General features: G+C 67.8%; 10 protein-coding genes and 1 tRNA gene. 7 read left to right on the forward strand and 4 right to left on the reverse strand.

What is annotated here, in order from left to right; genetic code table 11:
• The first annotated feature begins 700 nt into the window (after nt 1-700).
• Both VGN50_RS03180 and VGN50_RS03185 read left to right on the forward strand, forming a co-directional pair.
• Nucleotides 701-773: transfer RNA gene (locus tag VGN50_RS03180), tRNA-Arg, on the forward strand.
• Nucleotides 774-887: 114 nt separating this feature from the next.
• Nucleotides 888-2072, forward strand: a complete 1185-nt coding sequence (locus tag VGN50_RS03185) for an IS481 family transposase (protein ID WP_327443188.1) — start codon at nt 888-890, stop codon at nt 2070-2072.
• Between the two features lie 536 nt (nt 2073-2608).
• On the opposite strand, the gene VGN50_RS03190 is transcribed toward VGN50_RS03185, so the two are convergent.
• From VGN50_RS03190 to VGN50_RS03205, 4 genes are all read right to left on the reverse strand, one after another.
• Complete coding sequence (locus tag VGN50_RS03190) at nt 2609-4090, reverse strand: cation:proton antiporter (protein ID WP_327443189.1); 1482 nt, start codon at nt 4088-4090, stop codon at nt 2609-2611.
• Nucleotides 4091-4323: 233 nt separating this feature from the next.
• Nucleotides 4324-4947 carry an SCO family protein gene (locus VGN50_RS03195; protein ID WP_327443190.1) on the reverse strand — a complete coding sequence of 208 codons (624 nt, stop codon included), beginning with the start codon at nt 4945-4947 and terminating at the stop codon, nt 4324-4326.
• 271 nt (nt 4948-5218) lie between these two features.
• Nucleotides 5219-6175: a cytochrome c oxidase assembly protein gene (locus tag VGN50_RS03200; RefSeq protein WP_327443191.1), complete on the reverse strand. Its 957-nt coding sequence runs from the start codon at nt 6173-6175 to the stop codon at nt 5219-5221.
• Nucleotides 6176-6254: 79 nt separating this feature from the next.
• Nucleotides 6255-8048, reverse strand: a complete 1794-nt coding sequence (locus tag VGN50_RS03205; protein ID WP_327443192.1) for a chloride channel protein — start codon at nt 8046-8048, stop codon at nt 6255-6257.
• Nucleotides 8049-8105: 57 nt separating this feature from the next.
• On the opposite strand from VGN50_RS03205, the gene VGN50_RS03210 reads away from it, so the two are divergent.
• From VGN50_RS03210 to VGN50_RS03230, 5 genes are all read left to right on the forward strand, one after another.
• Nucleotides 8106-8600: a MarR family winged helix-turn-helix transcriptional regulator gene (locus VGN50_RS03210; protein ID WP_327443193.1), complete on the forward strand. Its 495-nt coding sequence runs from the start codon at nt 8106-8108 to the stop codon at nt 8598-8600.
• 40 nt (nt 8601-8640) lie between these two features.
• Entirely contained in the window at nt 8641-9543 is a 903-nt protein-coding gene (locus VGN50_RS03215; RefSeq protein WP_327443194.1) for an ABC transporter ATP-binding protein, read from the forward strand.
• Entirely contained in the window at nt 9533-10321 is a 789-nt protein-coding gene (locus VGN50_RS03220; RefSeq protein WP_327443195.1) for an ABC transporter permease subunit, read from the forward strand. The genes VGN50_RS03215 and VGN50_RS03220 overlap by 11 nt, the downstream gene beginning before the upstream one ends.
• Before the next feature lie 130 nt (nt 10322-10451).
• Nucleotides 10452-11675 carry a hypothetical protein gene (locus VGN50_RS03225; RefSeq protein WP_327443196.1) on the forward strand — a complete coding sequence of 408 codons (1224 nt, stop codon included), beginning with the start codon at nt 10452-10454 and terminating at the stop codon, nt 11673-11675.
• A 130-nt stretch (nt 11676-11805) separates the two neighbouring features.
• Nucleotides 11806-14184, forward strand: coding sequence for a transglycosylase domain-containing protein (locus tag VGN50_RS03230; protein ID WP_327443197.1), 2379 nt, complete (start codon nt 11806-11808; stop codon nt 14182-14184).
• The last annotated feature ends 415 nt before the right edge of the window (nt 14185-14599 follow it).

Here is a 14599-nt window from a genome sequence, read left to right on the forward strand (position 1 = left end):
CACGTCGGCCGGGGCGTCCGCGCTGCGAGTCCAGTGCTGGAAGGAGTCCTGGGAGCCCATCTCCAAGTCCCTCGGCGCCCTCCCCGGAATGCCCGAGCTCGACCTGCGGGAAGCCGGGAAGGGGAGGCCATGGGCCGTTACAGGGTCAACCTCAGCGCGGCTGCCGTGCGCAACCCACGCCTGGACATCTAGTGCTTGGCCGGGCGCAATCTCGACCCGTCGGCAAGTGATGTCCCGTTCGCGATCCTCGTGACGCTCATCGACCCGAGCCGGAGAGGGAACTGCACGACGATGCCGCAAGCCGCTCGTTCGAACCAGCGGAGGTGCCGCGTCTTTGCAGCCGCGTTCGACGCAGTTGCCGCGTCCCCGCTCGGGAGCTCTCGGAGGTCTGGTGGTACGTCACGCCGCTGACCTGAAATGGGCTGCCGACCCCCTGCAACCACGACCCGCTGTCCGACGCCCTGCGTCATAGGGCCTTCCCGCAGAGCCGCCCCAGAGTCCCGCAGGACGCATGATAACGCGCTTGCACCGGTCCGCGAGTGCGTAGCGATGTGACCGACGAGCCTGCGATCAGCCAAATTGCGAAGGTGGGACCAGCGGACCCCGGCGGCCCGAATCGGTGGCGTCTCGGCTACGCTGACCGCTGCGTGGCTGGTCCGGATTCCAGCGAGCTTTACAGCGGGGGTTTCAGCCATGCTCCGCCCTCGTAGCTCAGGGGATAGAGCACCGCTCTCCTAAAGCGGGTGTCGGCAGTTCGAATCTGCCCGAGGGCACAACGACGAATGTATTGCTTCGCCTGATGCTTGACGTTTGGCCTTCGGGTGATACCTGACGGTGTTCCGGTTGATGGTTGACACCTGTTCCGGCTGATCCTTGACGCTCTTCCTATGAAGGAGATGAGCGTGGCGGAGCAGAGGTACAAGGCGGTCCTGGCGGTGATCGGCGATGGGCGGGCGATCGGCGAGGTCGCGCAGGCCTGGGGTGTTTCCCGTCAGACCTTGCATGAGTGGTTGGCCCGGTATGAGATCGCGGGGTTGGAGGGGCTGATCGACCGTTCCCACCGGCCGGTGTCGTGTCCGCATCAGATGCCCGCGGTGGTAGAGGTCGCCGTGTTGGAGCTGCGGCGTCAACATCCGGGCTGGGGTGCGCGCCGGATCGTGCACGAGCTGGCTCGGGCGGGCCTGTCACCTGTGCCGAGCGAGTCCGGGGTGTACCGGGCGCTGCACCGTGCGGGGTTGATCGACCCCGGGGCGCGGCGGCGGCGTAAGGAGGCCTGGAGGCGCTGGGAGCGGGCCCGGCCGATGGAGCTGTGGCAGATGGACATCGTGGGCGGGTTCGGGCTGGCGGACGGGTCGAGCCTGAAGTGCCTGACCGGGATCGACGATCATTCCCGGTTCTGTGTGTGCGCCGCGCTGCTGGTCAAGGAGCGCACCCAGCTGGTGTGTGACGCGTTCGCGGCCGCATTGGCCGCCAGCGGGGTTCCCGAGCAGGTGTTGACCGACAACGGCAAGGTGTTCACCGGGCGGTTCAACCACCCCCCGACCGAGGTGTTGTTCGACCGGATCTGTCGAGAGAACGGGATCGAGCACCTGCTCACCGCACCCCGCTCCCCGACCACCACAGGCAAGATCGAACGGTTCCACCGGTCGCTGCGCACCGAGTTCCTCACCGGCCGGATCTTTGCCTCCATGCCCGTCGCGCAGGCCGAGCTCGACGCCTGGGTGCAGTCCTACAACCGGGACAGACCGCACCAGAGCCTGGACATGCACACCCCAGCCGAACGGTTCGGCACCGCACCACGACGTCGACCCGCCCAACAGCCCGACCGCACCGGCCCGGAATGGGTCGCCCGGAAGGTCTCCACCGTCGGCGTGGTGTGCGTGTCCTGGCAACAGATCAGCGTGGGCCGGCACCGTGCCGGCGAACGCTGCGACATCCACGTCGGACCCGAAGTCCTGCAGCTGTGGGTCGGCAACGAACTACTGCGCACCGTCCCCCGCCACAGCGCCGGACCCGTCCGCAACAAACAACCCCTAGGAGGTGCGCTGACCAAGACACCCCGAGCACACTGACAACCAAGAGCGTCAAGGATCAACCGATACACATTCGTCAACCATCAACCGAACCCTTACAGCCCCACCAGTGTATGAATGATGTCCTCCTTGGCCTGTCCAGGTAGGAGCTCCGCCAGTAGGGCTTGGCGCCGGGCGACGGTCTGAACCCGGGGGCGGGTAGGGCATCGCCTCGTTCGACCAGCCGCTGCGAGCGTGCGGCGAGCTTGGCCGGCACGTCGACGACCTTCACACCGGCCTCGAGCAGCCGCCGCGCCAGCGGTCGGCCGACGCCGTTGGCTCCTTCGACCGCCCACACCCGCAGGGGCCAGCCCCTGGCGTACGGACACATGGCGACGAAGCCGGACCTGTCGGTGGTGAACCGACCCTGACCGAGTTTGTGTTCGTGTGGTCGACCACCTCGATCCTCGCCGACAGTTTGTGGGGACCGACCCCGATGATGACGTGATCCACGCTCTTGCTCCCGCGTGGCTCGAACCGATAAGGACGGCGAGGTCGGCAGTGCAACTACGAGCAGGACAGTCCCTAGTAGCCCACTACGACAGCGGTGGCGATATTCGCGGTTGGAAGGTCTTCGCTAGTCGATCGTGAAGGCCAGGGTCGGCGAGGATGACGACCTCGTCCCCCGCTTCCAGCCTGGTGTCATGTCCGACGAGGACAAGCACCCGGTCGCGGACGACGATGCTGACCCATACGTCACCCACCAGGTCCACGACTTCAGCGACCGTCGCGCCGTCGGCCGCTGAACCGGCGGCGAGGTGGAGGTGATGGACTGCGTCGGGCTCTTCGCGCAGTCGCACCCCTAGAGCCCACGGCTCGGGCTGGACCAGCCGCGTCGGCAGTCTCAGCACCCGCACGGCGGTTGGCACCAGACCGCCTTGGACGAGCACCGAGAAGACGACGACCACAACGACAATCCCGTAGAGCCTTTGCGCCTGAGGGACATCGGCGGCGCGCAGCAGCTCGCCGAGCAAGATGGGCACAGCTCCCTTGAGCCCAGCGAACAGCACGAACGCCAGCTCGGTTGGCCGCAGCCGCGCCGGCAGGAGGCACAGACCCGCGAACAACGGTCGGATGAACACCGCCAGGGCCACGCCGAGCGCCAGTCCGGGCACCCATACGTCGGACCGTGCGAGGACCGTCAGGTCGACGGTGAGCCCCAGCACCAGGAAGGCGACGATCTCGCCGAGGCTCGCAAGGGCTGAGTGGAACCGCTCGATCTCACGCTTGAAGGGGGCGCTCGGATTCCCGATGACGATTCCGGCGACGAACACTGCGAGGAACCCCGACCCATGAGCGATGGTCGCAAGGCCGTAGAGCGCTAGGGCGCAGAACACCGTCCGCAGCGGGTAAAGGGCTTCGTTGGGCAGTGCGACGCGGCGCACGAACCAGACCAGCGCCTTCCCACCGATGGCGCCGACAGCCAGGCCGATCGCCATTTGGAGCGCGAACTGGCCCACCACTTGGCCGGCCGCGACCCAGCTGAGTCCGCCCGCAGCCAACAGGCTCGCCATGAGGGCGATACCCACAGGGTCGTTGGCGCCGGACTCCCCTTCCAGGATGGTGCCGCTGCGCCCCCGGATCTCACGCCTACCAAGGACCGAGAAGACGACGGCGGGGTCGGTCGGGGCGACGGCCGTGGCCACTAGCGCTGCCAGGTACCAGTCCAACCCGAACCAGGCGTGCAGCAGCACCGTTCCAGCGCCCGCGGTGAGGAATGTCCCGACCACGCCCACGAACGCAATGGGCGCGGCTGCAGCGCGGAACCGTCGCCAGCCGATGTGCATGCCCCCGTCGAACAGGATCAGTGCCAGCGCGATGGTCACGACATGTTCGACGGTGACAACGTCGGAGATCCCCAGGGCGGGGACGAGCTTCGCCACGGCGGCTGCGCCCACCAGCATCAGCAGTGGAGCAGGGACCCTGATCCGTTCGGTCACTCGGTTCAGCAGGACAGCAGCAAGGGCTGCCCCGCTCGCCAACAGGATCGCAAGTGCGTAGCGCTCGGTCTCGGACACTGGGCTCCTGGATGTGTGCGGCAAGCAAGGGTCGGGAACGTGCCGCCGACCAGACTTCCCGGCACACCGCTGACCACCCTAGCGTCCCGAGTTTCGCGGAACCGGTCGACAGCACGGTTCGAGGCCCAGCCGATCCACGCAAGGACGTCGCCGGGCACGACCCCGGGCGCAGCGATGAGCCACCGGCCAGGGGATGACGTCCGCCGGCGGACCTGGCGTGAACGACCTCGAAGTCAGCGGAAGCGTTGTCCTGTGACGTAGGTCAGGGCTTGCTCGATGTCTTTGACGGTCCAGGTCGGGTCGGTGGGCGACGCAAGGTTCTTCCTGCCTTCTGCGCTGAGGAATCGGAGCATCGTGGAGGGTGGGGCGGACCCCATCGTGTTCGGGGTGCCGTTGTCGAACCAGCGGAGGTGGCCGTGGGGGTCGATCACGTAGACCACATCCTGGTGTTGGATGTCGTAGGTCAGCGGGGCGCCGGTCCACCAGTCCCGGGGGGCTGGTTTGGTGTCCTCGCCGACCTGCTCGTGGTTGACGCCGAGGAAGGCCCAGAGCTTGTCCAAGCCGGTCTGGTCGCCGGTGGCGAAGGTCCAGTGGGGGTTGGCGCCAAACAGCTTCTGGTATGCCGCGAGGCGTGGCACCGTGTCTCGTTTGGGGTCCACGGTGGCTTCGACGACCTGGATCTCGGGGGCTGCGCCGGCCTGTGGGAGGGCTTTGGCGACGTCGCGGAGGTTGACACTGGTCAGGGGGCAGATCTCTTGGCAGAGGGTGAGAAAGTCCGCGAGCACGACGGTCTTGCCGCGCAGGGAGGCCAGGGTGAAGTGCCGCCCGGCCTGGTCGATGAGTGGAACGTTCGCCACCGCTGCGGGGATCGCCTTGTCGAGAACGGTGCCCGACGTGGGTGTGGCAGGCGGCGTAGTCGGTGCCGACGGGTTCCGGCTCGCGCCGCAGCCCAGGAGGGACAAGACGGTGACCGTGGATGCAAGCGCGATCGCGATCCGGCGAGTTCGGTTGGTATCAGGGAACATTGATTAGGGGATCCTCACAGGTTCGTGGAAGGCGTGCAGGGTGATGCGTCTCGGCCAGGTTGGGCGGGCCACTCCCGTGCCCCAAAAAGTGAAAGTGCGATCCTCACCCCCTACCGCCCGGGTTGGCGGGTCGGCTCGGGTCCGGGCGCGACAGGTTTGCCAGCCAGGCGTTGTACTCGCGCAGGGCCTGGTCGCCGTCGCGGGCCGCCGCGCGGTCGCCGCGGCGGGCCTCCCGGTCGCTGCTGCGCGACCACTGAGCGAATACCGCGGCGACGACCAGCAGCGTCGGGATCTCGCTGAACGCCCAGGCGATGCCACCGCCGAGCCGCTGGTCGCTCAGGGGGCTGGTCGACCAGCCTGACGGGGATCGCGCGAACGAGCGCACCAGCAGGGTGGTGCTGGTCATCACCACGACGCCGAAGAAGGCGTGGAACGGCATCGCCAGGAACAGCTCGAGCATCCTTAGGACCGGCGAAGTGGTGCGCGGGCTGGGGTCGATCGCCATGATCGGCCAGAACAGCAGCAGCCCGACGGCTACGAAGTGCAGCAGCATCCAGTCGTGGCCCCACCACGTCCGCATCGCCGCATCGAAGAGGGGGGTGAAGTAGAGCCCGTACAGGCTGGCGATGAACAAGGGAAGGGTCAGCATCGGGGCCGTCAGCACCCGCAGCGCACGACTGTGCAGGATCCGCACGAGCCGGCGCCTGACCCGACCTCCGACCCCGCGGGCGGGCAACGCCCGCAGGCACAACGTGACGGGTGCACCCATGAGCAGGAGCAATGGCGAGAGCATGCTGAGCACCATGTGCTGAACCATGTGGACGCTGAACATCCGCATGCCGTAGCCGTTCACAGCGGTACCGGTGACCGCGACCACCGTCAAGAGACCCACCGTCCAGCTGACCAGCCGTCCCACGGGCCAGCGGTGGCCACGGTGCAGCAGCCGCAGGACGCCGGTGGTGTACGCCAGCCACAGGACCAGGCACAGCACCGGCAGCACGGGGATGGGCTGGGGATGCCATGCCAGCAGCCCGCCCAACCGGGGCGGGCGAAGAGGCATCCACATCAGCGCGCCCATTCCGCCCCTCATGCCGGGCGTCACCTGCGGGCCTTCTGTCTGCTCACGCTACCGGCGCCGCTCAGGCCGGGTGTCGGGCGGTGAGGAGCGTCCGGTAGTCGAGCCACCCCACGACTACGCCTTCGGGGCTGAGAACGGGCAGGGCACTGGTGCCGTTGCGGGACAGTGCCTCCGTGGCGTTCTCGAGGGTGTCGCTCTCCCCGATGGTGCTCGGGATCTCGGTGACCAGCGCGGCGGCCGCTGCCTCATGTCGGCCGTCAGCCAGGGCGTCGGCGACGCCACGGGCGGTGACCACCCCCAGGTAGTCGCCCGTTTCGGCTAGCACGGGCAGGATGCCGAAGGGGGTGCTGGCCAGGGCGGCGGCGACCTCTGCCAGGGTCGCCCGCTCGGAGACGGCCGCAGGAACCGGGCGCATCACGTCCCGAACCTGAGCACGGGGCTGCGGCATGACGATCGCTTCCGGGCGCCCCAAAGCGACTCCCCGGCGGCGCAGCTTGAGCGTGTAGATGGTGTCCGGTGAGAGCCGGTGGCTGATGCCGGTGGCCAGCACGATCGCCGCCATGAGCGGCAGGATGATGGTGTACTCGCCGGTCAGCTCGAACAGGATGATCACGGCCGTGATCGGGGCGCGAGCGGCGCCGGCAAACACGGCGCCCATGCCGATCAGCCCATAGGCACCTACCGGGCCGGCGATGCCCGGCGCCAGCGCGTGGGCGGTCTGGCCGAACCCGGCGCCGAGCATCGCGCCGATGAAGAGGCTCGGGGCGAAGACACCACCGGAACCACCGATGCCGATCGTGAGACTGGTAGCCACCATCTTGCCGACCAGCAGCAGAGCCAGAAACGCGACCGCATACCGGCCGTCCACGGCGTTGCCCAGCACCGGGTACCCGACCCCGTACATCTGGGGCAACACCAGCAGTAGCAGGCCCAGGACGACCCCGCCGACCGCGGGACGCAGCCATTCCGGACCACGCCACAGGCGGTCGCACAGGTCCTCTATCGCATACAGGACCTTGGTGAACCCGACGCCGACACCACCGGCGACCAACCCGAGGACGGCGAACAGCAGATACTCCGCGGGATGGCCCACGCTGAACGGCGGCAGACGAAGAAACGGGGTATCGCCCAGGACTGCGCGGCCGATGACGCTGGCCGCCACCGACGCCAGGACGACCATGCCGAAGGACTGAGCAGTGAAGTCGGCCAGGATCAGCTCCATCGCGAAGAACACTCCCGCCAGCGGAGCATTGAACGTCGCCGCGATCCCCGCCGCGGCGCCGCACGCCACGAGGACACGCAAACGGACCTCCGGCACCTTCAGCAACCGCCCTGCCGTGGAGCCCAGGGCGGAACCGATCTGCACGATCGGACCCTCACGCCCCACCGAACCTCCACCACCGATGCACAGCGCCGAAGCCAACGCCTTGACCGCCGCCACCTGCGGCGCGATACGGCCCCCGCGGTGCGACACCGCGAACATCACCTCGGGCACGCCATGCCCCCGGGCCTCCCGGGCGAAGAAGTGCACCAACGGCCCGTACAGCAGCCCCGCCACGACGGGCACCAGCACCACGAACCACCGCCCCAGGCCAGGCAAGGACGGGTTGCCAGCCCCCGGCACGGCCGCATAGTCCGCATGGCCGGAGAACAGCAGCGTGAAGATTCGGATGAGCCAGCGGAAGAGCACAGCGAACCCGGCGGCCGCGGCCCCCACCGCCAACGAGAGCGCCAGCAGGCCAGAGTTCGACGTCCGCAGGGCCACACCGACACTGCCCGGCATACCGCCTATCCGGCGGGTCGCCCCAGCGGGGGTGGCGCTTTCGTCGATCGGGACTGGCGGACGTGACGTCATGAATTGCATCATGCAATACTTGCTGCAGCCAACACAAGCGGAGGTCAGGACATGGCGGTGACAAGGCGTGCCGGGCAGGCAGCGGACGACGGCGTGGACGAGCTGGTCACGACGATCTTGACCGCGTCGCGGGTGCTGGTCGGCGTGTCCGCGCGGTCGCTGGCCGAGGTCGAGGACACGGTCACCCTCAGCCAGTTCCGCACCCTGGTGGTCTTGCGCGGCCACGGGCAGACGCGCCTCAACCGGCTCGCGGAACGCCTCGGCGTCGGCCCGTCGACCGCGTTGCGCGCCGTCGACCGACTCATCGCGGCAGGGCTGGTGGTCCGCCGGGAGAACGAGGTCGACCGGCGCGAGGTGGTCATCGGCCTGACGCCTCACGGCAAGGACCTGGTCGATACGGTCACGGCCCGGCGTCGGGCGGCGATCACGGACATCGTCAGTGCCATGCCCCCCCGACAGTCACGGACCCTCGTCGACGCACTCGACGCGTTCTCGCAGGCGGCCGACGAGCCGGTGGCCGCCGCCGACCCGGCAACGCTGCTCGGCTGGTAAAGCCATGACCCTCACGACTGCCCCCGACTTGGACCCCGTGTTGAGTCTGAACCGGCTGACCAAGCGCTTTGGGGAGCACCGAGGCATCGAGGACATCAACCTGCAGATCTGCCCGGGCGAGGTGTTCGGGTTCCTAGGCCCCAATGGGGCCGGCAAATCGACCACCATCCGCCTCGCCGTGGGCCTGACCCACCCCACCGCCGGCTCGGTCCGCGCCCTGGGGATGGACCCGGTGCGGGATGGGGCGCGGCTGCGCCGGGACGTGGGCTACCTGCCCGGTGAGCTCGCCCTCTTTGCCAGGTTGACCGGGAAGGAGACGCTTGAGCGGTTCTGCCGGGCTCGCGGCCTGACCGACACGACGTACCGCGATCAGCTCGTGGAGCGGTTCGGGGCAGAGCTCGACCGTCCGGTCAGGATGCTGTCCAAGGGAAACCGTCAGAAGCTCGGTTTGGTGCTCGCCTTCATGCACCGGCCCAGACTGCTCGTCCTGGACGAACCGACGTCGGGGCTGGATCCGCTGCTCCAAGAGGAGTTCACCAGACTCCTGGCGGAGTCGGCCGCGGCAGGGGCCACGGTGTTCCTGTCCTCCCACGACCTGGACGAGGTGCAACGAGCTGTCCAGCGACTGGCCATCATCCGGGACGGGACAATGGTGACGGTCGACAGCGTCGAAGGGCTGCGCGCCCGCGCGCCGCGCACGGTCGAGCTGCGCTTCGCCAACCCCCAGGACGCCTATGGACTCGACCACATACCTGGCGTCAGCCTTGTGCAGGTCGACCCGGGCCGCGTCACCCTCAAGGTCACCGGGCCACTAGGTCCGCTACTGAAAGAAGCCGCCCGGCGCGACGTCCAGGACATGACGGCCACGCCGTCAGATCTCGACGAGCTGTTTCGCACCTTCTATGCGGACGGACGCGACGACCAGGGCGCCGATGTCCACTGACATCACCCGACTGGACCTGCGGATGCGCCGGCGCGGGCTTTGGGGCTACGGCCTGGGCATGGCCGCGTATGCCGGGCTCATCGTCGCGCTGTACCCGACCTTTAAGAACGACACCTCCCTGAATGCCCTGGCCCAGGGCAATACCACGATGGCGGCCCTGTTCGGCGTCAGTGGGTCGCTCACCTCGCCAGCGGGGTGGATGGATGCCAACCTGTACGCGAACTTCGTCCCGCTCGTCGTGCTGCTGATGACGATCGGCTATGGCGCATCCTGCGTGGCTGGGCAGGACGAAGACGCTCAGCTCGGCCTCGTCGCGGCGCTTCCGCTGTCGCGGCGCTCACTCCTGACGCAGAAGGCCGCAGCGTTGGCCGTGCTGGCGATGCCGGTCCCTCTTGTCACCCTGGCCGCTGGGCTGTTGGGCCGAAGGTTCGAGCTGACTCTGGCCGCGGGCCCGCTCCTCGGGGTCACCGCCGGGACCGTGTTGCTCGGCCTCGACCTGGGCCTACTGGCCCTGCTGCTGGGCTGCCTGACCGGCAGCCGACCCTTCGCCCTCGCCGTAAGCGCCAGCACCGCCGCACTCGGGTACCTGATCAGCTCGCTGGCACCAGTCGTCGACTGGGTCCACACGGTCCGCGACGCCTCCCCCTTCTACTGGGCCGTAGGCAACAACCAGGTCAGCCACGGACTGGAGCCGGCACATGCCCTGGCCCTCCTCCTACTCGGAGCGGCTCTGCTCGGGGGGTCCGTCTGGGCATTCGAACGCATGGACATCCAATGACGCAGGTTGCACTACGACCCACCCATCGCACTCGCCCTCGCCCACGACCCGACCTCACCGTCACCTCGCCCCATGTACCTCAGCTGGCCGGCCACACGGCCCCGACCCGAAAGTGCCCTCCGTGCTCTCCATGAAACGCCCCATCCTCACCTTCGTCGGCACCGTGCTGTGCCTGAGCGCCGCGGCGTGCTCCGCCAACCCCCGAACGGCCACCGGTTCCGCTGCGCCAGGAGGGTCCTCGTCCGCCCACCGGCCCACGACGACGACCCGCCCGCCGGCGCCGGTCAACGTCTACGCCGCAGCGGGGGTCGACGCCTTGACCGGCGCTGCACGAAAGGCAAAGCCTCTGGTCTACGTCCCGAACAGCCAGTCCAACACCGTCGACGTCATCGACCCCAGCACCTACCGCATCGTCGACCACTTCCCCACCGGCCGCGAACCCCAACATGTCGTGCCCAGCTGGGACATGAAGACCCTGTGGGTCAACGACGACCACGGCAACGACCTCATCCCGATCGACCCCACCACAGGCAAGCCGGGACCCAAAGTGCCGGTGATGGACCCCTACAACCTGTACTTCACCCCCGACGGTTCCCACGCCCTCGTCATGGCCGAGCGGCTGCGCCGCATCGACGTCCACGACCCCCACACCATGGCGTTCGAGCGCTCCCTGCCGGTGCCCTGCTACGGCATCAACCACGCCGACTTCTCAGCCGACCTGTCCTACTTCATCGCGAGCTGTGAGTTCAGCGGCAAGCTGATCGTCGTCGATCGCAACGCCACCCGGATCATCAAGACCATCAACCTCAACCCGATCCGCACCCCCGGGGCCACCTCACCAGGCATGGCTCACAGCATGGGAGGACCCAAGAGCGGGCTGCGCCCAGGCGCCTCCTCCATGCCGCAAGACGTGCGTCTCACCCCAGACGGCACGAGGTTCCTGGTGGCCGACATGCTCCGCAACGGAGTCTGGGTCATCAACGCCAAGACCGCGGCATACGAAGGCTTCATCCACACCGGGACCGGAGCCCACGGCATCTATCCCGACCGGGCAGGCAAACGGTTGTTCATCAGCAACCGGGACGCTGGCAGCATCTCGGTGCTCGACGCCAAGACACTGGCACCAGTCGCCCTGTGGACGATCCCCGGTGGCGGCTCGCCCGACATGGGCGGTGTCAGCGCGGATGGCCGAACCCTGTGGCTCTCGGGCCGCTACGACGGGGTCGTCTACGTGTTCGACACCACCACCGGGAAGGTCATCCACCGCATCAAGGTCGGCGCGGGCCCACACGGCCTGGCGGTCTGGCCACAACCGGGCCGATTCTCGCTGGGGCACACCGGCAACATGCGCTGATCCGCCCGCCAGTAGACCTTCACCACACGCAGAAAGGCAACCGACCATGGACCGACGAGCCTCTGACCGGCCACCTCGTCCGTTGCCTCTGCCCCCATTCGGCGCCGCACACGCCAACAACCTAGGAGCAGTGGCGCGTCTCCTCTGCGCGTTCGTCGCTGCCGCCATGGTCATGGGGCTGCTCGCCGCCGGCCTGCTGATCCCCGCCGCGGGAGCAGCGGGCAGCCTCGCGACGTCCGGCGTCACCATGTTCGACAACCTGCCGGGGGACATCAGCACCGCTGTTCTGGCGCAGCGGTCCCGCATCCTGGACGCCACCGGGAAGGTCATCGCCACACCCCAGGACAAGAACCGGATCATCGTCACGCTCAAGGACATCGCGCCCATCATGCAGAAGGCGCAGATCGCCATCGAGGACAACCGCTTCTACGAGCACGGCGGCGTCGACCCAAGGGGCATCGCCAGGGCGCTCGTCTCCAACGCTCAGGGCGGGGCAGTCCAGGGGGCCTCCACCCTGACCCAGCAGTACGTGAAGATGACACTGGAGGCGGAGGCACTTCGCAACAACGACCCGGCCGCCGCCAAAGCGGCGGCAGCCCGGAACTACTCACGCAAGCTCCAAGAGCTCAAGTACGCGGTCACCCTTGAGCAGAAGATGACCAAGGACCAGATCCTGCAGGGCTACTTCAACATCGCCTACTACGGAGACAGGGCCTACGGCATCGAGGCTGCCGCCGAGCACTACTTCAGCACCACGGCCAAGAAGCTCACCCTCGCCCAATCAGCCCTGCTCGCGGGGCTGGTGCAGAACCCGAGCACCACCGACCCGGTTCACTACCCGGCGAAGGCCCAGGCCCGCCGTGACGTCGTCCTGGACCGTATGCACACCCTAGGCATCATCACCGACAAGGACTGGACGGCCGCCAAGGCCATCCCGGTCAAGAAGATGCTCAAGGTCAAGCAACCCCTCAGCAACTGCGCAGCCTCCCCCCACCCGTACTTCTGCAGCTACGTCATGGCCTACCTCAAGACCATGCCCGAACTCGGCAGCTCGGTCCCCGAACGCATCAAGAACATCACCCAAGGCGGCCTGACCATCCGCACGACCCTCGACCCGGCGCTGCAGAAGATGGCGCTTCAGCAGCTGACCGCCAAGGTGCCGATCGGCAACAACGCAGGCATCGGGTCTGCAGCCAGCATCGTCCAGCCCGGAACCGGCAAGGTGCTCGCGATGGTGCAGAACACGACCTACACCACCGGGGCCGGCAGCCAGTCCAGGGGCTTGACCGAGGTCAACTGGAACGTCGACCGCGCCTATGGCGGGGAGAACGGTTTCCAGTTCGGCTCCACCGCCAAGATGTATGCCATCGTCACCGCACTCGAAAGCGGAATCCCGGTCAACGGCACGATCCCCTCCAAGTTCGCCACTCCGACCACCCCGGCGATCTACACCCCCCAAGAGCAAGGCAAGTGCGGCTCGACCAAAGACTGGCCGGTCCGCAACGACGAGGCCATCGGTGGCAAGCCCCTGCCGTTCGCGGTGGCCACGGCCAAGTCGGTCAACACGGCATTCGCCTCGCTCGTACTGCACCTCGGGACGCCCACGGTCCGGGCCACCATGACGAAGATGGGACTGCACTCCGGTGACGGGTCGCCGATCCCGTGCACCCCCGCGTCGGTGACCCTCGGCGCCGGTACGACGACGCCGCTCACCTTGGCCACGTCGTACGCGACACTCGCCGCTGAGGGCAAGTACTGCCCGCCGAACCCGATCGTGTCGATCACGCCTACGGGCAAGAAGCCGCTCACCCTGCGACCCAGGCCGTGCAAGCAGGTCATCGACCCCGACATCGCCAAAGGCGCAACCAAACTGCTCACCAACGTCATCACGTCCGGCACCGGTACCGGCGCATCCCTCGGCCCTCGCCCGGCCGCCGGCAAAACCGGCACCACCGACAACCACTACCAGTCGTGGTTCGTCGGGTTCACTCCACAGCTGGCTACCGCGGTCTGGGTCGGCACCCCCTACAAGCAGTTCCGGATGAAGAACGTCACGCTCGCAGGGACCTACTACGGCGAGGTCTTCGGTGGCACCATCTCGGCACCCATCTGGCAGGCGATCATGACAAGAGCCTCCCAAGGTATGCCCATCCGCAACTTCCACGACCCCAGCACCCAGATCCTTGACGGCAACATGGTCGCGGTGCCGGACGTCAGCGGCCTTTCGGTCTCCGAGGCCACCCAGCGCCTGACGAGCGCCGGATTCTCCTTCCAGATCGGCGGGCACGTCGGCAGCAACGTACCCAAGGGCAACGTCGTCTACACCAGCCCCAGCCATAAGGCAGCGAGCGGGACCACGATCTACCTCTACCTCTCCAGCGGACCATCGCCACAGGCGGCCAAACAACCAAGCTCCGGACCGCCGACACCAACGCCAACCCCAACGCCGACGCCAACCCCAACGCCGACGCCGACGCCGACGCCAGCGAAGATCAAGCCGAGCCACTAGACACATGAAGGGCCCCGGCCGGGCATGAGCGAGGTCGCGCCCGGGTACGGCGTGTCCCGCAGGAGCGTGTAGTCGTGCATGGCCACTTCTGCGTATCGGCCCGGCCCCTCGCACGCGACAGCAACGTCACCTGCGAGGTCCCGGGCGACAGCGTCACCCATGAAGTGGAGCCAGCGGGTAACCCATCAAGCGGAGTCAGACAGTGGTCGCCGCAGCATCGTGAGGACTTTGCTCCCATGGCTCAACCGCGGCTCCGTCGCGAGGCGTGCCGGACCAGTTCCAGGACGCCGCTCTCAACTCAGGCGACCACCACCGACGCGCGGAGACCCCGTCATCGGATGTTCGACACGGGGTGACACCTTGAGACAGATGGGCAACCGCCCCCCGAGGCATCGGGGGGCGGTTGTCGCCTCCG

This window comes from Pedococcus sp. (genome assembly GCF_036000045.1).
In the GTDB taxonomy this organism is placed as follows: Bacteria; Actinomycetota; Actinomycetes; order Actinomycetales; family Dermatophilaceae; genus Pedococcus.